Source organism: Corallococcus sp. M7, from assembly GCF_054512695.1.
In genome coordinates this window covers 8,313,094-8,334,114 of record NZ_CM137252.1, presented here as the reverse complement: position 1 = coordinate 8,334,114, position 21,021 = coordinate 8,313,094, and the positions used below count along the sequence as shown (strand labels likewise).

The following is a 21,021-nucleotide window of genomic DNA, read 5'->3' as shown; positions in this document are numbered from 1 at the left end:
CATGAGTGCATCCCCTGAGACGTCCCGTGTCTGGCTCATCACCGGCTCTTCCCGAGGCCTGGGCCGGAGCTTCGCGGAGGCCGTGCTGGCGGCCGGGCACCGGCTGGTGGCCACGGCGCGCAAGCCGGAGCAGCTGTCGTCGTTGGTGGAGCGCTATGGGGAACGGGTCCGCGCGGTGGCCCTGGACGTGACGAACCCTGAGCAGGCGAAAGCGGCGGTGCGGACCGCGGTCGAGGCGTTCGGCCGCCTGGACGTGGTGGTGAACAACGCGGGCTACGGCAGCCTCGCGCCCGTCGAGCAGGTGACGGACGAGGACTTCCGCTCGCAGCTGGACACCAACCTCTTCGGCGTCATGAACGTCACGAGGGCCGCGCTGCCGGTGCTCCGCGAGCAGCGCTCCGGGCACATCATCCAGGTGTCGTCCGTCGGAGGCCGCCTGGCCACGCCGGGGCTGGGCGCGTACCAGGCCGCGAAGTGGGCGGTGGGGGGCTTCTCCGAGGTGCTGGCCAAGGAGGTGGCGCCCTTCGGCGTGAAGGTGACGGTGCTGGAGCCGGGCGGCTTCCGCACGGACTGGGCGGGCGCGTCCATGACCATCCCGGACTTCCGGCCGGAGTACGCGCCCACGGTGGGCGTGGTGGCCCAGCACATGCGGGCGCGAACGGGCAAGGAGCCGGGAGACCCGGACCGCGCGGCCCAGGTGCTGCTCCAGGTGGCCGCCATGGAGTCGCCGCCGCTGCACCTGGTGCTGGGCAGCGACGCGTTCGAGCTGACCCAGGAGAAGCTGGACGCGCTCAAGGCCCAGGACCAGAAGTGGAAGGACCTGTCGCTGTCCACCGACTTCCCGGAGGCCCGAGGCCCGGCTCCGCGCCTGTGATGGCTACCAGAGGTTGCGGCCGTCCACGAACTTCACGCGCACCGCGTCCAGGTTGAAGTCGTCGAACAAGCGCGCGTTGAGGCCGACCTTGAACCTGCCGGGCACGGGCGCGTTGTCCTCCCACACGGGCGTGTCCGTCCACGTGCCGCAGCCGCACTGCTGGCAGTGGTGGTGCGCCACGGGCTCGTTGCGCGCGTAGGTGGCCACCTGGTCGCGGCATGTGAACGTCACCTGCTCGGGTGCGTAGTAGGCCCAGAGCACGCCGCGCTTGGAGCAGAACGTGCAATTGCAGCGGGTGACGTCCTTCGGCGGCGCGGTCACTTCGAACCGCGTCGCGCCGCAGTGACAGCTTCCCTTCAAGGTCCCGGCTTCGCTCATTCCGCCATCATCCGGAGCGCCGCATTGCCTGGAAGCGCGGTGCGCGCACGGTGTTCGTGCGTCGACGCTCGCACCGTGAGCACGGGTGCCTTCCGCCTGCCTTGACAGGCCTGGAGGCAGTCGTGAGGATGCAAATCATTATCAACTTGGAACCAAGAGACGGGGTCGCGCGGTGGACGCGATGTTGAGCCTCGCCGCGCTGTGCTTCTGCGTGTCGGCGGTGTCGTGGATGGGCGTGGGGGGCCGCGCGCGGTGGCTCGCGGCCGTGCCAGGGCTTGCGTCGCTGGGGTGCTGCGTGGGCGACTTCGGGTGGGTGGCGGGGCTGCTGGTGCTGCTGGTGCTGGCGATGACGGCGGCCTCGGCGCTGGTGCTGGTGCTCTCGCCCCGGCCTTCGCGTGCGCGCGCGTTCGCTTGGGTGAGTGGCGTGGCGGGCCTGGTGCCGGTGGTGCTGATGGGCGTGGGCCGATGAGCGCGGGTCGCGGTGACAAGGCGGCGAACCACTCCGTCGCGCGGACGCTGGCGACGGTGCTGGGGGCTCCGCTCGCGGCGTTCGCGGTGGGCGCGGCGGTGATGGCGTTCCTGCCGGTGTCGGGGCCATGGGCCTTCGCGCTGGGCTTCCACGTGGTGCTTCCGGTGTGGGTGGGGCTCGCGTGTGTGCTGCCGCTGGCGCGCAATGGCCGGGTGGCGTGGGGCGTGTGTCTGGCGGTGGTGGCGCCGGTGGCCGTCGCGCTGCTCGTGCGGGGGCCGCGATGAAGCTGTCGCCCCGGACGTTCCGCATCCAGTTCGACCTGCACGCGTGGGCGGGCGTCATCGCCAGCCTGTTCCTGTTCGTCATCTTCTTCTGTGGCGTCTTCGCGATGTTCCGTGAGGAGCTGGAGGTGTGGCAGGAGCCCGCGCTCCACGTCGCGCCGCCCTCGGAGTCGCCGCCGTCGTTCGACCTGATGCTCGAGCGGGTGCGGGAGCAGGGGCCGCTGCCGCGAGGCGCGCACGTGGGGATGCTCACGCACGAGGAGACGCGGTTCATCACCGCGTACCTCTTCGAGCCCGCGGGGCTGCGCGTGGTGTGGCTGGATCCACTCACCGGCACCGCGTTGCCGGAGCGCAGCCGGCTGGCGAGCGAGCTGTACTGGATGCACTTCTTCTACCGGGTGCCCTGGGGGATGGAGTTCTCGGGGCTGGTGTCGGTGGCGCTGCTGATGGCGCTGGTCAGCGGCCTGTGGATCCACCTGAAGGACCTGCGCGCGCAGTGGTGGCGCTTCCGGCCCACGGCGAAGCCTCGCTTCTCCGCGTCGGACGCGCACAAGGTGCTAGGCGTCTTCGGGCTGCCGTTCACCGCGATGCTGGCGTGGACGGGGGCGGTGCTGTGTCTGGCGGGGCTGGCGGCGCAGGGCTTCGGGAGCACGGTGTACCGGGGGCAGGCGGACCGGGTGACGAAGCTGCGCGGCTACAGCGTGCCGGTGAGGGAGTCTGCGGGGAAGGACGCGCCCATGCTGTCGCTGGACACGGTGGTGGAGCGGGCGCGAGCGTCGGTGCCTGGAGCGGAGGGCACGCCCCGCTACGTGGAGCTTCACGACCACGGCGATGCGCGCGGCTGGGCGGGCGTGTACTTCCAGTTGTCCCCACTGGGACCGGACCACTTCGCGCATGTGGACAGCGTGACCGGTGAGACGTTCGGGTCGAGCGTGGAGTCCCGCACGCCGAACTTCACCTTCGAGCGGCTGCTCTTCGATCTGCACGCGGGCCGGTTCGCGGAGGCGCTGATGAAGCCGCTCTACGCGCTGCTCGCGCTGGCGATGTGCGCGGTGCTCGTGACGGGAAACCTCATCTGGCTGGAGCGTCGGGACCCGCTGCGCACGCGCAGGGGCAACCGCGTGCTGGAGCGGCTGACCGTGGGAGTGTCCGCGGGGCTCACGTTCGGCACGGCGGTGTACTGCGCCGCGAACCGGGTGCTGCCGTGGGCCATGGCACGGCGAGCGGACTGGGAGTTCGGCCTGTTCCTGGGCGCGTGGGCGCTCGGAGTCATCATCGCGCTCGTGCCACGCGGGTCGTCGCGCACGGTGGGCAGCGTGCTGTGCGCCGTGGCGGCGGTCCTGTTCGGCGCGGTGGTGGTGGGCGACGTCCTGACGCAGGACGCGAACCTGTTCACGGCGCTGTCGCGCGGTCTGCCCCCGGTGTTCATGGCGGAGGCGTTCCTGGCCGCGATGGCACTGGGTTGCGGCGGGCTCGCGTGGGGCCTGCGCAAACGCAAGACGGCGGTGCCCGTGTCCGGTAGCGCCGCGCCCGAAGGGCCCCTCGTCAAGGCGTGAGGCCCGAGCAGCCGCGAAGCACGGTGGGCGCCAGGGAGACTTCCCAGCTGCGCGGTCGTGAGGCCTGAAGTGCACGATGTGCGCCAGGCCCGAAGCGCCCATGCGGTCCACCTCACATCCGAGGCGCCGCCCCGGGCGCGGTCTTCCAAAACCTGTCCGACAGTCGGACAGGTTCGTGCCGCGAAGGGAGATGGCTGTCCCAGCGCAGCGCACCTCCAAAACCTGTCCGGCCGTCGGACAGGTTCGTGCCGCCAGGTGGAGCGACCCTCGCTGGCGCTGCTGACCTCAAAACCTGTCCGACAGTCGGACAAGTTCTCGCTGTCCGGGCGGAAACCCGGGCCACCGAGTTCCAGACCTGTCGGACAGGTCCCTGATGCTTGGACCGAGCAAGGGCTCTTGCGTAGCACGGACTCTCAAAACCTGTCCGACAGTCGGACAGGTTCTCGCTGCCCGGGCGGAACCCGAGCCACCGAGTTCCAAACCTGTCGGACAGTCGGACAAGTTCGTGCTGCTCGGGCGGACCGGGGGGCCTTCCGCTGGCGCGACTTCCAAACTGGTCCGACAGTCGGACAGGTTTCGGTTGCCCGGCCGGCGCGGCGTGCCCCGAGCAACGGGCGGAAGGCGAAACCCGTTCGATGGGGACCGTCAGGAAGTTCGTCCGCGCGAGGAGGTTCGCCGCGGTCATTCAAACCTGTCCGACAGTCGGACAGGTTTTTCCGGCGCGCCGCCGACGGGACGTCCCCGTAGGGTTCTCACCTTCTCACCCGTGGGGACAAGGCCCTTGCTGGCGGAGACGTGCCAGGCAAGGGCCCTATTGAGACGTCAGCGCGTGACGGCTACCAGGTGTAGCCGACCGTGGCGGACGCGCGGCGGCGCTCGCCGTAGAAGCAGGCCGACGCGGAGCTGCAGGAGGACACGTAGGTCTTGTCCGCCACGTTGGAGGCGTTGATGGCCGCGCGCCACGGGCCTCGCTCGTAGTGCACGCTCGCGTCCACCAGCGTGAAGCCTGGCACTTCCAGCGTGTTCTCTCGGTCCGCGTAGGAGCTGCCCACTCCGCGCACGCCCGCCGCCGCTCCGAAGCCTCGCAGCGCTCCGTCCTGGAACGTGTAGTCCAGCCACAGCGACGCCAGCACCTCCGGCACACCCACCGGACGCTTGCCCAGCTCCAGGTCCGCGCCTTCCGTGATCTCCAGCGAGTACAGCGACGCGGAGCCAATCAGGCTCAGGCCTCGCAACAGCGTGGCGTTGGCCTCCACCTCGAAGCCTCGCGAGCGGACCTCGCCAATCTGCAGCTGGTTGAAGGCCCCGTCCGTCGTCACGAAGTTCTGCCGCTTCAGCTCGAACACCGACAGGCCCACCAGCACCGGGAACGCATCCGGCTGGTACTTCACGCCCGCCTCCAACTGCTGGCCCTTCTCCGGCTCGAAGAGCGAGCCGTCCGACTTCGTCCCGGCCACAGGGTTGAACGACTTGGAGACGCTGACGTACGGCGCGACGCCGACGTCGAAGCGGTAGAGCAGGCCCGCCCGGCCGCTGAAGGCGCTCTCGCTGCCGTCGTAGCTCGACGTGGGCGCGAGCTCGTTGTCCACGTCCATGCCCACCCAGTCATGACGCCCGCTCAGCGTCAGGCTCAGCCGGTCGCCGATGCGCAGCTGGTCCTGGAGGTAGACGCCCAGCTGGTTCTGCGTGGACTGGTTCAGCGTGTAGCGCGACTCCGTGGGCGTGTAGTCGCCGCGCACGGGGTTGAGCAGGTCCAGCGGCGCGCCCGCTTCGTAGCCCTGCTCGTCGTTCAGCACGTAGTTCTTGAAGTCCACGCCCGCCAGCACCAGGTGGCGCACGGGGCCGGTGCTGAAGCGCACGTCGCCCTGCGTGTCCACCGTGAAGAGGTTCGCGGTCGGCCGGGTGACGAAGTTGCCGCGCGACAGCTGCGCGTCCGCCGGCTCACCCACGTAGCCCACGCCGTAGAGCGTCTGGAAGTCCAGGTCCAGGTGCGCGTAGCGCAGGTTCTGCCGCAGCGTGAAGGTGTCGTTGAAGCGGTGGGAGAACTCGTAGCCCGCCCAGGACTGGTTGCGCTGGAAGTGGTCCAGGCTCTTGTCGCTGGTGAAGAGGTCGGTGGGGATGCGGCCATAGGGCGCGTCCACCACGGTGCCCACGTACGGCAGGAAGTTCTGCCCCTGCGTGCGGTCCGCCAGGAAGCTGCCGTGCACCGTCAGCGCCGTGTTCTCCGTCGGTGCCCAGGTGAGGGCCGGGGCGATGAAGAGCCGGTTGTTGTCCGTCTCCTCCACCTGCGTGCCGCCGCCGCGCGCCAGCGCCGTCACCCGGTAGCGCCAGTGGTTGCCCGAGTCGATGGTGCCGCCGAAGTCCACGCCTGCGTAGCCGTTGGCGAACTCATTGACGCCCAGCTCCACGTGCCGGATGTGCCCCTCCACCGGCGGACGCTTGCCCACCATGTTGAGCAGGCCGCCCGGAGACGTGCCGCCGTACAGCACGGAGGAGGGACCGCGCACGGTCTCCACGCGCTCCAGGCCGAAGGTCTCCAGCTTCCAGGTGGCGAAGCTGCTGGAGTACAGCTGGAGCCCGTCCAGGAAGTAGCCGCCCTCCTGGGACGTGAAGCCGCGAATCAGGAACCAGTCGTTGCGAGGGTCCGCGCCGAACGTGTCCGAGCGCACGCCCGGCGTGTAGCGCGTGGCCTCCGTCACGGACTGCACCTGCTGCGCGTCCATCTGCGCCCGGCCCACCACCGACACCGACTGCGGCGTGTCCCCAATCGCGGTGTCCGTCTTCGTGCCGCTGCCGCTGCGGCGCGCGGTGTAGCCCTGCACCGGGCCGTTGGCGCGCTCGCTCTCCACGACCACCGTGGGCAGGTCGTAGACGCCGTCGTCCATGGGCGCGGCGTCGGGCGCCGGGGACTCCGGGGCCGGAGCCTCCTGGGGCGCGACGGGCTCCTGCGCCAGGGCAGGGGAGGCGAGGAGGGCGAAGGAGGCGCCAAGCAGCGCCCCCGGGACGAGGCGCGGACGGCTACGGAACGAAGTGGGCATGTTGAGAATGATTTGCGAAATCAGGGGGACGCCCGTCTCGTAACACCCGCCCCCTGAGGCGGCAAGCCGGGAGTCGCCCACGCCCTCCCGGTCCTCGCCGCGTCACACCTGGGGTTCAGGCGCGCTCGACGCGAAGCTTCGCGGGGAGGCCGTTGAGGCTGGCCTCCTCCTCCGAGCCGGTGAGCCCCTCGGGGCCCACGTGGATCTCGGAGGCGAGCGTCTCGCGGGCAATCTCCTCGCGGGCGGCGTCGACGACGCGCTTCACGCGGTCATCGCCGTCCACCCACAGGCGGATGCGGTCGGTGTAGCCCAGGTTCATGTCCTTGCGGGAACCCTGCACGCGCGCCAGCAGCTCGCGCACCAGGCCCTCGTCCACCAGGGCCTCGGTGAGCTGCGTGTGCATCACCACCACGCCCACGGCTCCGCCCGCGGCGGCGTAGCCCGGCTGCGCCTCCACCAGGGTCTCCAGCTCCTCGGCGGGGAAGACCATGTCCTCGCCGCCCACGTTCAGGGCCACCTTGCCCGTGGTGAGCAGCTCCTGGTGCAGGGCGCGGCCATCGCCAGCGTCGAACGCCTTGCGCACCGGCGCGAGCTTGGGGCCCAGCCGGCTGCCCATGGCGCGCAGGTTGGGACGCACGCGGTAGCGCACCACGTCCGCCTCCGGGCTGCCCGGCTCCACCAGCTTCACGGTGTGCACGTTCAGCTCGTCGCTGATGAGCGCCTGGTACACGGCCACGCGCTCCGTCAGCTCGCGGCGCGACAGGATGACGTCCGCGCGCGACAGCGGCTGGCGCACCTTGAGCCGGTTGTCCGTGCGGACCTTGAGGCCCAGCGACACCAGCTCGCGCACGGCGCCCATCTCCGCGGCCAGCCCCTCGTCGATGAGGCTCGCGTCCACGTCCGGGAAGCTCGCCAGGTGCACGCTCTCCGGCTGCGACGCGCCCCACGGCTTGCCCACCAGGTTGCCCCACATCTCGTCCGCGAAGAACGGGATGAACGGGGCGGACATGGCGGTGATGGTCGTCAGCGCCTCGTAGAGCGTGAAGTACGCGTCCTGCTTGTCCTGCTCGAAGCCCGGCGCCCAGAAGCGCTCGCGGCTGCGGCGCAGGTACCAGTTGGACAGCGCGTCCACCAGCGCCACCATCCGCTGGGCCGCGTCGTAGACCTGGTAGGTGTCCAGCGCCTTGGCCACGTCGCGCAGGGTGAGCTGCACCTCGGAGAGGATCCACCGGTCCAGCACGGGCCGGGCCTTCACCTCGCGCCAGCCCTGGCTCTTGCGGATGGCCAGCCACGGGGCCTCCGTGCTGCTGGCGGTGCCCTTCGCCGGGTTGAACCCGTCGATGTTCGCGTAGATGGTGAAGAACGAGTAGACGTTGCGCAGCTTGACCTGGAAGTCCTTCTGCAACAGCCGCACGTTCGCCAGCGAGTGGCGCGTGTTCGACCAGGTGGGGCTGGCCGCGTAGAAGAACCACCGGAACGCGTCCGCGCCCGGCGCCTTGGTGGCGGGGTCCTTGAGCACCACGCGCTCGGTGGCCGCCAGCCGGGGCACCTCCACCGGCATCACGTCCACGCCGCGCGCGGAGGGCTTCACGTCCAACTGCTGGAGCTCCTGCGGCGCCAGCAGCACCACGCGGCGCTTGAGCTTCTTATGGACCTTCACCGTCACCGTGACGGGCTTCTCCGGCCGGTCCGGGCGGAAGAGCTGCACCTTGGCGCCCTCCTGCGTGTCCAGGCCCTCCAGGTCCTCGCGCGCGATGAGCGCCACGCCGGGCTCCGCCGGGACGCCGGCCTCCGTGGCGGTGAGCACCGCGAAGTCCATGCGCACCTCGTCCAGGATGATCTCCGGCGGGGTGTAGTTGCCCTTGGACTTGGACTCCTTCTTGCCCTCCTTGTCGGAGACGTGGCCCAGGACGATGCAGCTCTTGTACGGCATGGGCCACTCACGCTTGGGCGTCAGGCCCATGCGCTTCTGCGTCTCCTCGTCGAAGAGGAGCGTGCTCACCATCAGCAGCGAGTAGAACCAGCCGCGCGTCTGGTCGATGGCCTCGGAGATGAAGTCCGCCGGGAACGCGCGGTTGAAAATCTCCTTGCTGCCTTCCGCGTGCGGGAAGCCCCACTGCGCGAAGGGCATGCAGCCGGAGTCGAACCACACGTCCACCACTTCCGGGACGCGCTGGAACTTCCCGCCGGCACCCGCCTTCTCGTAGGTGACCTTGTCGATCCACGGCTTGTGGACCAGCAGGTGCTCCGCGTTGGCCTCGTGGGGCTTGCCGGCGAGGAACGCCTTCAGCTCCGCCTCCACGGCGGCCACGTTGTTGCCCGGCTTCTGGCGCAGCTCCGCGATGGAGGAGACCGCCTCCGTCTCACCCGTTTCGGAGTGGATCCACAAGGGCAGCGGCGTGCCCCAGTAGCGCTCGCGCGACAGGGCCCAGTCCACGTTGTTGGCCAGGAAGTCGCCGAAGCGGCCGTCCTTGATGTTCTCCGGGACCCAGTTGACCTGCTGGTTGTTCGCCTTGGCCTGCTCGATGACGGAGGTGGTGCGGATGTACCAGGCGGGGCGGGCGTACTGGATGAGCGGGTCTTCGTCCGCGCGCCAGCAGAAGGGGTACTCGTGGCGGTACTGCTCCGTGTGGATGAGCAGCCCGCGCTCCTTCAGGTTGCGCTGCAGGTCCTTGTCCGCGTCCTTCACGAACTTGCCGGTGACGAGCGGCACCTCTTCGGAGAACGTGCCGTCCGGCTTCACCGCGCAGCGCATGCCCAGCGCGTCCGGATCCTGGAAGCGCGTGGCGTCCTTGCGGTAGGCCCGGTAGTCGTCCTCGCCGAAGGCAGGGGCCGTGTGGACGATGCCCGTGCCGCTGTCCAGCGTGACGAAGTCCGCCGGAATCACGCGCCAGCCCACCGTGTCCTGTCCGCCGTCCTTCAGGGGCAGCGTGGCGTCCGCATCCTTCGCGAAGTACGTGTCGAAGGGCGGCGTGTAGCGCTTGCCGACCAGGTCGCTGCCCTTCTGCGTGGACAGCACGGGCAGGTCCTTCTTCAGCTTCTTGGCCAGCTCTTCGCGCAGCGCGGCGGCGAGGATGAGCTTGCGGTCGCCCGCGTCCACCGTGACGTAGTCCACGTTCGGGTTGACGGCCGCGTACATGTTGGACGGCAGCGTCCAGGGCGTCGTCGTCCAGATGAGCAGCGACGTGTCCGGCGCGTCGCGCAGCGGGAAGGCCACGTAGACGCTGGGGTCGTCCACCGTCTTGTAGCCCAGGTCCACTTCGGCCGCGGACAGCGCGGTGCCACCGCGCGGCCACCACCAGACCACCTTGTGGCCCTGGTACAGCAGGCCCTTCTTGTAGAGCTCGGAGAGCGCCCACCACACGCTCTGCACGAAGCCGCGGTGATAGGTGACGTAGGCCTCGTTGAGGTCCACCCAGAAGCCGATGCGCTGGGTCAGCCGCTCCCACTCGGACGTGTAGCGGAACACGGACTCGATGCAGCGCTCCGTGAAGGGCTCCACGCCGTACTTCTCGATCTCCGCCTTGCCGTGGATGCGGAGCTCCTTCTCCACCTCCACCTCCACCGGCAGGCCGTGCGTGTCCCAGCCCGCCTTGCGCGGCACGTAGTGGCCCCGCATGGTCTGGTAGCGCGGGAACAGGTCCTTGATGACGCGCGTGAGGACGTGGCCGTTGTGGGGCAGGCCGTTCGCGGTGGGCGGGCCTTCGTAGAAGACGAAGGAGGGCTTGCCTTCGTTCGCCTTGAGCGATTTCTCGAAGATGCCGCGCTCCTTCCAGAAGGCCAGGATGCGGCGCTCCTCGGCCGGGAAGTCCATCTCCACGGGGACCGCGTTGAACAGGGGCGAAGGCGTTTCAGGCATGGTGGCGTGCTTGATACCACCGGCCCGGCCCTTTGGCAGTGAATCCAGGGCCTTGCGAACCCGCCCGCACGCCGGTGGACAGATTCGCCTAAGCCGAAATCCATGTAATTCGTGCGCAGGAGGTGGCACCCTGGCCGCTCCCCGGGCAGCCACTGGAGGTCCCCGCGTGACGCACGTTCCCCCGAAGCCGTCCCTCTCCTTCCTCTTGGCGGCGCTGGTGCTGTGCCTGGGCGCAGGCAGCGCGAGCGCCCAGGTGTCCCGGACGCTGAGCACGCCCGGCCCCACCGCGCAGGCGCAGAAGGTCTACAACCTGCTGACGGACCTGGAGAACAACAGCCGCAACGGCGGGACGAAGCAGACCATCATGGGCCAGCACTGCGAGGCCCAGAAGGAGGCCTACGCGGGCGAGTACTGGGTGAAGGTGGGGGACATCTCCGGCCGCCGCCCGGGCTTCGTGGAGTTCGACTTCGGGCCGGGCAACTCCCGCAACACCTACGCGGAAGCCTATGTGGACTACGCGGTGGGCTTCGCTCGCGACCGCTTCATCTACGGCGAGGGCATCGTGGGGTTCAGCTTCCACATGTCCTATCCGGGCGCGTCCGTGAAGAGCTGGCCGAACAACTTCCGGCAGTCGTGGATGGACTCCAACTGGTTCGGCCGGGTCATCAACTGGCAGGCCAATACGGCGGAGTACCAGGCGCTGCTGAGGGACTTGTCCTTCGCGGCGGACAAGCTCGCGTACCTCCAGCAGCAGGGCGTGCCGGTGCTGTACCGCCCCTTCCACGAGATGAACAAGAAGGGGAGCGCGTCGCCGTTCTGGTGGGCGAACCAGGACCCTGCCCAGTACAAGCAGCTCTGGAACATCACGCACGACTATCTGGTGAAGACGCGCGGTTTGAAGAACCTCATCTTCGTCTGGTCGCCGTACGAGTGGGACGGCACCTACGGCGGGGACCCGTGGAACTACTACCCGGGCAACGACCGCGTGGACGTGGTGGCCGTGGACATCTACCACGGCAATCCGTACTTCCCGGCGCAGTTCTATACGGGGCTTGGGGGCTACAACAAACCGCGCATGCTGGCGGAGACGGACAAGCTGCCGGTGCGCTGGGGTGACAGCCGTTACGGCACGGTGTCCGAGTTGGACGCGCGGCCGTGGGCCATCTACTCCATCTGGGGCGACTCGCTCGTCTACAACCTGGGCACCACGAGCCCCAACGACTGGAACGTGTCCAGCGGCTACAAGGCCATCAAGGACACGTATGGGTATTACAGCACGTACTGGCGCGTGCTGACCGGCGGGAGCAACGCGACCTACAACTGGGGCGCGCTGCGCTGAAGCCGCGTCACCAGTCCGTGGGGCGGTAGTCCTTGAAGAAGTTGCCCCAGACGTATTCGCCGGTGTTCACGGCGGTGATGATGGGGTCCACCACGCGCGCGGCCCCGTCCACGATGTCCAGCGGGGGCTGGAAGTCCAGCTCCTGCGTCTTGCGCTCGGCGAAGCGGGCGGGGTCTTCATCCGTCACCCAGCCGGTGTCCGCCGCGTTCATGAAGATGTTGTCCCGCGCGTAGTCCGGCGCGGAGGTCAGCGTCATCATGTTCAGCGCGGCCTTGGCCATGTTGGTGTGCGGGTGCCGGTCCGTCTTCGTCCAGCGGGAGAAGCTGCCCTCCATGGCCGACACGTTGACGATGTGGCCCGGCCGCGAGCGGTCCTTGAGCATCAGCGGCTTCAGCTTGCCGCACAGGATGAAGGGGGCCACCGCGTTCACCAGGTGCACCTCCAGCATCTCCGCGGTGCGCACCTCCGACAGCTTCAGGCGCCAGGAGTTCGTGGCCCGCAGGTCCACCTGCTGGAGGTCCGCGTCCAGCCTTCCCTGCGGGAAGAGGGCTTGCGTGTCGCCCTCCTGCTCCATGGCGTAGGGGAGCAGTGACAGCGCGGCGGACGAGTGGATGCCCAGCGCCGGGTCGCTGCTGCGCCAGTTGGCCACGGGCAGTGACGTGTTGCCCAGGTCACCGGGGCCCAGCGCGGGACGGAGCGCGGCGACGCAGGCCTCGTGGCCCGCGAGCAGCGGGCGCAGCCGTGGGTCCACGTCTCGCAGCTCGCCGTCCAGCAGGTGCTGGTAGAAGCCCGGCGGCCGGCGCACGGTCTGCGCGGCGTTGTTGATGAGGATGTCCAGCCGCTCGTGCGTCTGTTCGATGTGGCGCGCGAACAGCTCCACGCTGGGCGCGTGCCGCAGGTCCAGGCCGTGCACCTGGAGCCGGTGGGCCCAGTCCGCGAAGTCCGGCTCGCGCGCGTAGCGGTGCACCGCGTCCTGGGGGAAGCGCGTGGTGGCGATGACGGTCGCGCCCGAGCGCAGCAGCATCAGCGACGCCTGGAAGCCAATCTTCACCCGCGCGCCGGTGATGAGCGCCACGTGGCCGGTGAGGTCCGCGCGCTGCGTGCGCCGGGCGTAGTTCAGGTCCCCGCACGGGATGCACATGGCGTCGTAGAAGAAGTGGACCTTGCGGAACTCCACCTTGCACACGTAGCACTTGCGCGGCACCTCCAGCAGGCGCTCCGGCGTGGCCTCCGGAGGCGGCGGGGGCAGCGCGGGCAGGGAGAGCACCGGCGCCTTGCGCAGCACGCGGATCTCCGTGCTGGAGCGCACGGCGCGGTCGTTGGCGCGCAGCACGTCCTTCTTCTCCTTGCGGAGCGCGTTCACCATCCGCGACTTCGTGGCCTTGTCCGGGTGGATGAGCCGGCCCGCGGCGGCCATCAGCGCGTGGTGGTCCTCCTGGGGCAGGTGGTGCAGGAGCACGCGGTGCTCGGCGAGCGTGCTCAGGAGCGCCGTGGCGCGGCGCACGTCCTCCACGGAGACGTCGGGCGGCGGGGCCGTGTCGGTGTCGGACGGGGGCGGGAGGTTCTCGACGGCCGGATTCTTCACGCCCTGGTGCTTACCCTCCCGGGCGGCTGGGGGAAAGGCGCGGCTCACGCGATGCCTGGAGGGCGGGCGGGGAGGCTTCAGCCCAGGCCCAGGCGGGGGAGCGTCACCTCGCGCACGCGGGGGATGCGGAAGCGGTAGAGGAACGCGTCCGCGAAGTAGTGCGCCAGCACCACCCCGTTGGTGGCGATGAGCCCCAGCGACCACAGCGGCTGCTGGCTCAGGAAGAAGGCCGTGGCCGCGCCCTGCGTGACGCCGTCCACCAGGGTGACGAAGGGGCTGTTGGCCACGCCCACCAGGATGCTGGGGGTCATCACGGCCAGCATCGCCGCCCACACGCGCGGGCCGCGCAGGCCGGTCGTGGTCTCCGAGGCCGTGGGCTGAAGCATGCGGCCGGTGAGGAAGAAGTACTCCAGGCCGTGGATGCCCGCGGTCAGGATGGAGCCCCACCGCGGCCACACGAGGTACACCGCCACCACCGCCACGTGCGCCAGGATGTACACGCACCGGGGCCCGCTCTGTCCTGAAGGGCCGCGCAGCGCGAGCAGCAGCTTCACGGCGAAGACGCCCCAGACCGCGAGCAGCATCCAGGTGAGGCCGTGCGGCAGCGAGCCACTCTCCGCCTGGCCGATGTTGATCATCGGCCGCGAGCCCAGGGTGCTGGTGAGGGGCAGGGCCAGCGAGCGGATCATCATCAAGGTCAGCGCGATGGGGACGAACTGGCGCTGGAGCGTGCGCTCGGCTTCGGAGAGGGGCGGGGCGCCCGCGGCGCGGGCCCGGAGGCCGTGCAGGGCCCACAGCCCCTTCACCTGCGACAGCGTGTGATGCGCGGCGAGGACGTGGATGCTCCCGCCCAGCAGCAGCGCGAGGAGCGGCGCGTGCGCGTCCCCGTACCAGAGCAGCCCGGTGGTGAGCACGAACACCGCCGACGCGCCGCCCACGAGCAGCCGGGATTGGTTGGGCGTGGTGTGCAGCAGTTCGCGCCGCGTGCCCACCAGCAGGAAGGTGAGGATGACGTGCGTGCCGTTGAAGAAGACGTACTGCGACGTCCACCGGCCAATGGTCTGGGCGAACCCCTGCGAGTCCTCGCCGGTGAGGCTCGCGAGCCACATGGAGGTGAGCATCACCAGCGTGGGCAGCAGCAGGATGCTCAGGTCCGCCCGGGGCGAGAAGAGCCACAGCCCCTGGAAGCGCACGGACGCCGGGGCTGCGGACGCTTCGAGGGCGGGGGCGGGCAGGGTGGACATGCGCGCCGCAGTATAGACGTGTGTGGGACGGGGAGGGTCCGGTGGGCCACCTCCTCCCATGCAGGGCGGGCGGGGAGGCTTGCTACGGGAGCGTGAAGAGGCTGCGGTACTGGGCCCACGTGGTCCGGTCTCCCGGCAGCCGGCCCTGCCAGTAGCGCGCCATCAGGAAGCTCTCATACGCGACGAGCAACGCCAGCACCGCGCCCACGGCCTTGCGGACCGTGGGGCGCTCCAGGTGCGCGAGGAAGCCCGCGAGCCCCAGCGCGAAGAAGGCGCTGCCTTCCGTGAAGGCGCGGTGGCCGAAGCTCAGGCCATAGGGCCAGTGCCACCAGGCGGCGGTGAGGTAGACCTGGAAGATGAAGAAGAGCAGCACCGGCAGCAGGTAGTCGCGCAGGTGCTCCCGGTCGCGCGCGAAGCCCACCACCGCGAAGAGCCACACCGGCGTCCAGAAGAAGAGCCCCTTGCGGAGGCTGAAGAGGACGGCGGCGAGCTGGGGTTGGGTGAACTCGAAGCCCTGGCCCCGGTAGGAGTACATCACCCATCTGCCGGTGGCGTAGTGCCAGTAGCCGAACAGGATGCTCAGCACCGCGCCCATCGCCAGCAGCGCCAGCGCGACGCGGCCCTTGTGCTTCCAGACGAACGCCAGCCGCTCCCGCTGCGTCAGGCCGTCACGGACGCCGTACAGCGGCACCAGCACGAGCGCCAGACCGTTGGGGGGACGCACCAGCACGATGTAGCCCGCCACCGCGCCCAAGAGCAGCGACGTGCGCACCGTGGGCGCCCGGTACCACGCGGGCACCAGGAGGAGCAGTGCGGCGTAGAGGGCGAAGGAGTAGACGTGGCTGAAGATGGCGTCCGCGGTGCCGTAGTGGAACAGGTTGGTGCCGAAGGTGACGACGGTCAGCGTCGCCAGCACCACCCCCGCGGGGAAGAGCGCTTCCAGGGCCCGCTTCAGCAGCGTCAGCCCGATGAGCAGCGCGCACAGTCCGCTGAGCGCCGCCGCGAAGTGGTAGGGCAGCGAGAAGCCGTCCTGGCGGAACCCCAGGAGCGGCGCGCTGAAGTGCGCGGCCAGGAAGGCGGGCAGCATCAGCAGGGCCTGACCCGGAGGGAAGCGGTTCAGGTAGCGGCCGGTGGTCTCGTCCCGCGTGAGACCCATGTTGTAGTCCAGGTCCGCGCCCCACTCGGCGGCCTCGGTGCGGAAGGACAGGTCGTGCTGGACGAAGGCGGCCGTGAGGTAGAGGTGGTAGCCGTAGCCGTCTGACCGGATGAACGGCAGGTCCGGGTGCATCCGGTAGTAGGTGACCAGCGACAGCAGCCCGAGGATCCCCACCACCGGAACGAAGAGCCTCAGCGCACGTTGGACCCACGGGGCGGACGAGGCCAGTGACGGCGTGGCGGAGGTCATGGAGCGGACTCTAGTCGCCGTTCATCACCGCGACTTGAAGGTCTGGCTCCAGGTGGGCGCCACCTTCTCGATGAGCTTCACCAGCTCCGGCGGGATGTCTCCGGTGCCGGTGAGGGGGCGGACCTCCATCACGTCGTCGTTGCCCATGCCGCCCGGATAGCGGCGGGCCCACTCGATGGCCTCCTCCTTCGACTTCACCTCCAGCACGTAGAAGCCGCCGATGAGCTCCTTCGTCTCCGCGTAGGGGCCATCCTTCACGGTGGACTTGCCGTCCTTGAAGACGACGTGCGCGCCCGGGGAAGGGCTGAGGCCCTCGGAGGCGACGAGCACGCCGGCCTTGTGCATCTCCTCGTTGAACTTCATCTGCGCGATGAAGACGGCCTCGTCGAAGGGCGCGTCCGAGTGCGTGGGCTCGATGGTGGACGGGCGGGGGATGAGCATGAAGCGCATGCGGGGGACTCCTGACGTGGGAATGGCCGATGTGACCTACATCCCCAGGACGAACGGTCGTGCGGCGGATCGACACGGGACTTCAGGACTCCTGCATCCGCCCGGCTGACCGGCGAAGGGTCACTGCTTGGGGTAGCGGACGTGGATTTCCGACTGCGGCGGGGGCAGGCCCTGGGGCAGTTGTTGTTTCACGGCGGGGGCGCCGGGTTGCTTCGTGGGCAGGACGATGAACTGGGCCGGCCCGTCGATCACATCGCGGGTAACTCCCCGGGTCTGCAGCGCCACCAGGTCATCCGTCAGGTGTCCTTCAAAGCTGAAGCCGGAGATGAGCCGGGTGCCCTTCTCGTCCGTGAAGACGGCCTTCTTGACGTCCGTCTTCGCCAGCTGCGCGTTGATGCGCCGGAGGAAGTCCGTCAGGTCCCTGGCGATGACATGGTGCACGTATTCGCGGGTGCCGAAGTTGATGATCTGCCCCTTCTGTCCCTTCGGCCCGGGCGCGAAGTCGTAGCCGAGGTAGTCCCCCTGGGTGTCGGTGAAGAGGGGAATCCACTGGCGGACGAGGAAGTGGTCCTGGACCGTTCCCGGTTTGAAGGAACGGGTCTGCGAGTCCGCGTCCGCGAGCCCCTCGATTCCGGGGAGCACGTCCCGCTTCCAGAAGAAGGAGATCTGCTGGAGGGAGAGGAAGGAGTGTCCCAGCATGCTTCCTTCGTCGCCGAAGGGGTCCTGCTGACCGTTGTTCTCCAGGTAGAGCTGCTTGAAGTCCTCGGGCAGCTTGACGCCCAGCTCGGCCTCCAGTGCCTGGATCTGCGCGAGGGTGGCGGGGCCGTTGAGCTGCGCGTGGTACGCCGGAACGTTGCGCCGCAGCCAGGCCTTGTACTTCCGCCACTCCTGGAGGACAGCGGGGACCTGCTTGCCTTGCGCGACGGTCGTCCGGGTGGACTCCGGCGCAGGCTGGGCCTGGACGCGGCCCACGGCGCTCAGCGAGAGCAGCAGCGTGGTTCCAAGAAGCAGGGCGCGTGGGCTCAGGACCGTCATGGGCATGGGGACCTCAGGAGGCGGGGCGCTTGAAGCACACCATGCCCACCTGGGTGTCCACCAGCACCAGCTCCCAGCCTTCCTTGCCCAGGGAGACCAGGTAGTTGTTGAGCGCGTCGGGGCCGGCCTTGAGGTCGAAGTCCGACGTCTTGCGGCAGAACTGCTGCCACTCGCGCACCTGCTCCGGTTTGGTGAACCGCTGGTGGGCGGGACGCAGGTCGTCCTTGGCCCAGGCGGAAGACCCGCCCAGGAGCATCATCGTGAGACCGCAGAGCAAAGAGCGCATGCCCCCATCCTAGGGGCGTGTCCTGGCCATCTCCACGGCGTCCGCACCCGCGGGCAGGCGGACCGGGCTCGAGGGGTCGTTCACCGCGCGCCAGATGGCCTCCACCACGTCAATCGACCGGGTGACCGGTCCCGAGGCGTGCGCCGTCCGCTGCTCGAAGATGCTCCGCACGAAGCCGGCGTAGGCCTCGGGGACGGTGACGCCCTGGTCTTGCCCTCGGGACTGGGCGTTCTGGGCGAAGGGCGTCTCCGGCGAGCGACCCGGAATCACCAGGCTCACCCGCACGCCGAAGGGCTGGAGCTCCAGCGCGAGCGATTCGGTGAACGCGTTGAGCGCCGCCTTGCTCGCGCTGTAGACGGCGAGCAGTGGAAGTGGCTTCAGCGTCGTTCCCGACGAGACGTTCACGATGACCCCCGACTTCTGCTGCCTGAAGTGAGGCAGGAACGCCTGGGTCACGGTCATCGCTCCGAAGGTGTTCGTCTCGAAGGTGTTGCGGACCGTCTCCATGGACGTGCCCTCGAAGACACCCATGAGGCCTACGCCCGCGTTGTTGACCAGCACGTCGATGGGCCCCGCGGCCTGCGCCAGCTCGCGGATGCTCGCCGGGTCGGTGACGTCGAGCGGGAGCACGCGCAGGTGCTCGGAGCGGGGCAGCACGTCCTCGCGGGGCTTGCGCATCGTGGCGATGACCTTCCAGCCGTGTTCGAGGAAGTGGCGGGCGGTGTCGAGGCCGAATCCGGACGAGCATCCGGTGATCAAAATCGTCTTCATGGCGTCTCCTGGCAGGGTGGCTTCGGTGACGGATATACGGAGCCGGAACCGGACCTGCTACAACAGGGAGTCCAGATTTCATTCGCGGGAGTCCAGCCATGGTCGATCCACTCGCGGAGGTGGTCTCGCTGCTCCAGCCAGGCGCCCCGTTCTCGAAGCTCGTCAGTGGCGCGGGCAAGTGGCGGGTCCGGCGCGCGGAGAATGGGCGGCCCTTCTATTGCGCGGTCCTCATGGGGAAGAGCCGCCTCGCCATCGACGGGCGCGAGCCGGTCATCCTCGAGAAGGGGGACTTCGTCCTGATTCCCGCGGCGTTCGACTTCACGACGACGAGCATCGAGCCGCCCAAGGGAAAGCATGAGACGCCGCGCATCGTGTTGCCCGATGGGGAAATCCGGAACGGCGTCCACCATGGCCCGCCCGATGTCCGGATGATGGTGGGGTACTGCACCTTCGCCTCCCCGGACGCGAGCCTGCTCGTCTCGCTCCTTCCCCAGTTCGTGCACGTCCGCGGCGAGCAGCGGCTCACCACCCTGGTGGAGCTGTTGAGGGAGGAGTCGCGTGAACGGCGGCCCGCGCGCGAGGTCATCCTCGCCCGTCTCATGGAGGTGCTCCTCATCGAGGCGCTCCGCTCCACCGCGGGCCTCGCGGCGTCACCGGGCCTCCTGCGTGGGCTCTCCGATGAGCGCCTGTCCGTGGCCATCCGCCGGATGCACGAGCATCCGACCCAGGCGTGGACCGTGGCGCAGCTGGCGAAGGAGGCCGCGCTGTCCCGCTCCGCGTTCTTCGAGCGCTTCAGCCGCGCGGTGGGCATGGCCCCGATGGAGTACCTGCTCGGCTGGCGCATGGCCAAGGCGAAGGACCTGCTGCTGCGCAAGAAGGAGGTCACCGTCGCCGAGGTCGCGGAGCAAGTCGGCTACAGCTCCGCGAGCACCTTCAGCGTGGCCTTCACCCGCCACGTCGGACTGCCCCCCACGCACTACGCGCGGGAGCAGGCGGTGTCATGACAGGCCTTCATGGAGGCCAGCCGGACGGACGGGCCCCGGGCGCTCTCCCCGGAGGCGTGGCGGACGCGTCCCCACGAGTCGGACCCCGGTGGTAGAGCTGTCCCGCCATGGATGATCCCACCGACAGGGACCCGGAGCGCCGCCGGGAACCTCGCAAGCCGAAGCCGCCCCGCAAGGTCTCGCCGCGCTACCTGGAGAACGCGGCGCTGCACTACCTCAAGCGGTACGCTGCCACGGTGAGCCAGCTCAAGCGCGTGCTGATGCGCCGGGTGGACCGCTCCGTGAAGTTCCATGGCACTGACCGCGCGGAGGCCGTGGGCTGGGTGGACGCGCTGGCGGAGAAGCTCATCCGCAACGGCCTCATCAATGACCGGACCTACGCGGAGACACGCGTGCACTCGCTGCGCGCGTCCGGCCGCAGCGCGCGCGTCATCACCCAGAAGCTGCGCATGAAGGGCGTGGCGCCGGAGCTGGTGCAGGAGAAGCTGGCGGAGGCCACCCAGGACGTGCCGGAGGACGCCGCCGCCCGCATCTGGGCGCGCAAGAAGCGGCTGGGTCCCTTCCGGCGCGACCCGAGCACGCGCGAGGAGAACCGCAAGAAGGACCTGGCGGCGCTCGCCCGCGCGGGCTTCTCCTTCGCCATCGCGAAGCGCGTCATCGACGGGACGGCGGACGACCTGCCGTCCCGCGACTGAAGGCCCTGGGGCTCAGTACATCTTCAGGTCGTACGTCGGCGTGGGGCGCCAGTCGCTGCCCGCCGGGGTGTCGGCGCGGTCCACCAGTCGCACCGCGTAGACGCCGCCCGCCACCACGTTGGCCGTCACCCGGTACCGCTGGCACGCGGAGGTGAAATCCGTGCAGACCTTGGACTGGGTGGTGTCCAGCAGGGCGCCCCGCGTGCGCGTGGCGTAGTCGTACGCGTAGATGTCCAACTGGGCGATGACGTTGTTTCGCAGGTTGTACGCCTCCACCGTCAGCACCTGGTTCGCCGGCGTGGCGACGAGCACCCAGTCGATGTCGAGCCGGTTGTGGAACGTGTGGTTGGTTTGCGGCGTGCCCATGTACGACGAAGCGGAGGTGTGCGTGTTGTCGCTCTCGTACCCGTCCAGGGGCGCCACCAGGCAGTTGGCGGTAGGGCTGGACGCGCTGGCGACGCAGACGTTGCTCGTGCAGTTGCAGCCGGAGGCGCAGTCCGACGCAGTGGTGCAGGCGCGCACGGGCGCCTGATCGCAGTAGCCCGCGGGAGGCGTCGGCCCGGGGCCAGGAATACACAGCCCGCCACTGCAGGTACATCCCGACACGCAGTCGAGAAACGTCGAACAGGCCCGCAGCTCCGACTCCAGCGCCGCCAGCGGCTCCAGCGCCGCCTCTTCCACGCTCCCGCAACCCACGACGAACAGCGCCAGCGCCGCCGCACTCCAACGAAGCATCTTCATGGGGGCTCCTT

18 protein-coding genes are annotated in these 21,021 nt (G+C 69.4%); 7 read left to right on the top strand and 11 right to left on the bottom strand.

From position 1 onward, the window contains the following. Nucleotide 1: 1 nt before the first annotated feature. On the top strand, nt 2-874 hold the full coding sequence (locus ACX114_RS33365; protein ID WP_459291361.1) for an oxidoreductase: 873 nt from the start codon (nt 2-4) through the stop codon (nt 872-874). A 3-nt stretch (nt 875-877) separates the two neighbouring features. Here the strand turns inward: ACX114_RS33365 and ACX114_RS33360 are convergent, their stop codons facing one another. Further along, entirely contained in the window at nt 878-1,252 is a 375-nt protein-coding gene (locus ACX114_RS33360) for a GFA family protein (protein ID WP_459291360.1), read from the bottom strand. A gap of 181 nt (nt 1,253-1,433) precedes the next feature. Here ACX114_RS33360 and ACX114_RS33355 point away from each other — a divergent pair, with 181 nt between their 5' ends. From ACX114_RS33355 to ACX114_RS33345, 3 genes are read left to right on the top strand one after another with little or no spacing between them, the layout of a single operon-like run. After that, on the top strand, nt 1,434-1,721 hold the full coding sequence (locus ACX114_RS33355) for a hypothetical protein (RefSeq protein ID WP_459300341.1): 288 nt from the start codon (nt 1,434-1,436) through the stop codon (nt 1,719-1,721). Next, nucleotides 1,718-2,005, top strand: coding sequence for a hypothetical protein (locus ACX114_RS33350; protein ID WP_459291358.1), 288 nt, complete (start codon nt 1,718-1,720; stop codon nt 2,003-2,005). The genes ACX114_RS33355 and ACX114_RS33350 overlap by 4 nt, the downstream gene beginning before the upstream one ends. Beyond that, nucleotides 2,002-3,558, top strand: a complete 1,557-nt coding sequence (locus ACX114_RS33345) for a PepSY-associated TM helix domain-containing protein (RefSeq protein WP_459291356.1) — start codon at nt 2,002-2,004, stop codon at nt 3,556-3,558. Before ACX114_RS33350 ends, ACX114_RS33345 begins: the two co-directional genes overlap by 4 nt. A gap of 836 nt (nt 3,559-4,394) precedes the next feature. Here ACX114_RS33345 and ACX114_RS33340 read toward each other — a convergent pair. Together ACX114_RS33340 and ileS are read right to left on the bottom strand one after the other, a co-directional pair. Next, the gene (locus ACX114_RS33340) at nt 4,395-6,596 is read right to left on the bottom strand and encodes a TonB-dependent siderophore receptor (protein WP_459291355.1); all 2,202 of its coding nucleotides are present in this window, start codon (nt 6,594-6,596) and stop codon (nt 4,395-4,397) included. Between the two features lie 115 nt (nt 6,597-6,711). Beyond that, on the bottom strand, nt 6,712-10,455 hold the full coding sequence (ileS, locus tag ACX114_RS33335) for an isoleucine--tRNA ligase (RefSeq protein WP_459291353.1): 3,744 nt from the start codon (nt 10,453-10,455) through the stop codon (nt 6,712-6,714). Nucleotides 10,456-10,621: 166 nt separating this feature from the next. On the opposite strand from ileS, the gene ACX114_RS33330 reads away from it, so the two are divergent. Next, entirely contained in the window at nt 10,622-11,794 is a 1,173-nt protein-coding gene (locus ACX114_RS33330) for a glycoside hydrolase family 26 protein (protein ID WP_459291351.1), read from the top strand. A gap of 7 nt (nt 11,795-11,801) precedes the next feature. Here ACX114_RS33330 and ACX114_RS33325 read toward each other — a convergent pair whose 3' ends face one another. The 7 genes from ACX114_RS33325 to ACX114_RS33295 all read right to left on the bottom strand — a co-directional run bounded on the left by ACX114_RS33325 (nt 11,802) and on the right by ACX114_RS33295 (nt 18,570). Then, nucleotides 11,802-13,379 carry an SDR family NAD(P)-dependent oxidoreductase gene (locus ACX114_RS33325; RefSeq protein ID WP_459291349.1) on the bottom strand — a complete coding sequence of 526 codons (1,578 nt, stop codon included), beginning with the start codon at nt 13,377-13,379 and terminating at the stop codon, nt 11,802-11,804. 77 nt (nt 13,380-13,456) lie between these two features. Further along, entirely contained in the window at nt 13,457-14,623 is a 1,167-nt protein-coding gene (locus ACX114_RS33320; RefSeq protein ID WP_459291347.1) for a hypothetical protein, read from the bottom strand. Nucleotides 14,624-14,705: 82 nt separating this feature from the next. Further along, nucleotides 14,706-16,028: a hypothetical protein gene (locus ACX114_RS33315; RefSeq protein ID WP_459291345.1), complete on the bottom strand. Its 1,323-nt coding sequence runs from the start codon at nt 16,026-16,028 to the stop codon at nt 14,706-14,708. Between the two features lie 24 nt (nt 16,029-16,052). Then, nucleotides 16,053-16,478, bottom strand: coding sequence for a YciI family protein (locus tag ACX114_RS33310; protein ID WP_459291343.1), 426 nt, complete (start codon nt 16,476-16,478; stop codon nt 16,053-16,055). A 120-nt stretch (nt 16,479-16,598) separates the two neighbouring features. After that, complete coding sequence (locus ACX114_RS33305; protein ID WP_459291341.1) at nt 16,599-17,519, bottom strand: SMI1/KNR4 family protein; 921 nt, start codon at nt 17,517-17,519, stop codon at nt 16,599-16,601. A 7-nt stretch (nt 17,520-17,526) separates the two neighbouring features. Continuing rightward, nucleotides 17,527-17,799, bottom strand: coding sequence for a hypothetical protein (locus ACX114_RS33300; RefSeq protein WP_459291339.1), 273 nt, complete (start codon nt 17,797-17,799; stop codon nt 17,527-17,529). A gap of 9 nt (nt 17,800-17,808) precedes the next feature. Further along, nucleotides 17,809-18,570 (bottom strand): SDR family oxidoreductase, encoded by a 762-nt coding sequence (locus ACX114_RS33295; RefSeq protein WP_459291337.1) that lies wholly within the window; start codon nt 18,568-18,570, stop codon nt 17,809-17,811. Between the two features lie 98 nt (nt 18,571-18,668). On the opposite strand from ACX114_RS33295, the gene ACX114_RS33290 reads away from it, so the two are divergent. Both ACX114_RS33290 and ACX114_RS33285 read left to right on the top strand, forming a co-directional pair. Beyond that, nucleotides 18,669-19,574: an AraC family transcriptional regulator gene (locus ACX114_RS33290; RefSeq protein WP_459291335.1), complete on the top strand. Its 906-nt coding sequence runs from the start codon at nt 18,669-18,671 to the stop codon at nt 19,572-19,574. A gap of 107 nt (nt 19,575-19,681) precedes the next feature. Beyond that, nucleotides 19,682-20,269: a regulatory protein RecX gene (locus ACX114_RS33285; protein ID WP_459291333.1), complete on the top strand. Its 588-nt coding sequence runs from the start codon at nt 19,682-19,684 to the stop codon at nt 20,267-20,269. 12 nt (nt 20,270-20,281) lie between these two features. Here the strand turns inward: ACX114_RS33285 and ACX114_RS33280 are convergent, their stop codons facing one another. Next, nucleotides 20,282-21,010: a hypothetical protein gene (locus ACX114_RS33280; RefSeq protein WP_459291331.1), complete on the bottom strand. Its 729-nt coding sequence runs from the start codon at nt 21,008-21,010 to the stop codon at nt 20,282-20,284. Nucleotides 21,011-21,021: the final 11 nt, after the last annotated feature.

Bases quoted from the DNA above. Each gene is read 5' to 3' on its own strand.
- ACX114_RS33365 (WP_459291361.1), top strand. From the start codon at position 2: ATGAGTGCATCCCCTGAGACGTCCCGTGTCTGGCTCATCACCGGCTCT.
- ACX114_RS33360 (WP_459291360.1), bottom strand. From the start codon at position 1,252: ATGAGCGAAGCCGGGACCTTGAAGGGAAGCTGTCACTGCGGCGCGACG.
- ACX114_RS33355 (WP_459300341.1), top strand. From the start codon at position 1,434: ATGTTGAGCCTCGCCGCGCTGTGCTTCTGCGTGTCGGCGGTGTCGTGG.
- ACX114_RS33350 (WP_459291358.1), top strand. From the start codon at position 1,718: ATGAGCGCGGGTCGCGGTGACAAGGCGGCGAACCACTCCGTCGCGCGG.
- ACX114_RS33345 (WP_459291356.1), top strand. From the start codon at position 2,002: ATGAAGCTGTCGCCCCGGACGTTCCGCATCCAGTTCGACCTGCACGCG.
- ACX114_RS33340 (WP_459291355.1), bottom strand. From the start codon at position 6,596: ATGCCCACTTCGTTCCGTAGCCGTCCGCGCCTCGTCCCGGGGGCGCTG.
- ileS (WP_459291353.1), bottom strand. From the start codon at position 10,455: ATGCCTGAAACGCCTTCGCCCCTGTTCAACGCGGTCCCCGTGGAGATG.
- ACX114_RS33320 (WP_459291347.1), bottom strand. From the start codon at position 14,623: ATGTCCACCCTGCCCGCCCCCGCCCTCGAAGCGTCCGCAGCCCCGGCG.
- ACX114_RS33315 (WP_459291345.1), bottom strand. From the start codon at position 16,028: ATGACCTCCGCCACGCCGTCACTGGCCTCGTCCGCCCCGTGGGTCCAA.
- ACX114_RS33310 (WP_459291343.1), bottom strand. From the start codon at position 16,478: ATGCGCTTCATGCTCATCCCCCGCCCGTCCACCATCGAGCCCACGCAC.
- ACX114_RS33305 (WP_459291341.1), bottom strand. From the start codon at position 17,519: ATGCCCATGACGGTCCTGAGCCCACGCGCCCTGCTTCTTGGAACCACG.
- ACX114_RS33300 (WP_459291339.1), bottom strand. From the start codon at position 17,799: ATGCGCTCTTTGCTCTGCGGTCTCACGATGATGCTCCTGGGCGGGTCT.
- ACX114_RS33295 (WP_459291337.1), bottom strand. From the start codon at position 18,570: ATGAAGACGATTTTGATCACCGGATGCTCGTCCGGATTCGGCCTCGAC.
- ACX114_RS33290 (WP_459291335.1), top strand. From the start codon at position 18,669: ATGGTCGATCCACTCGCGGAGGTGGTCTCGCTGCTCCAGCCAGGCGCC.
- ACX114_RS33285 (WP_459291333.1), top strand. From the start codon at position 19,682: ATGGATGATCCCACCGACAGGGACCCGGAGCGCCGCCGGGAACCTCGC.
- ACX114_RS33280 (WP_459291331.1), bottom strand. From the start codon at position 21,010: ATGAAGATGCTTCGTTGGAGTGCGGCGGCGCTGGCGCTGTTCGTCGTG.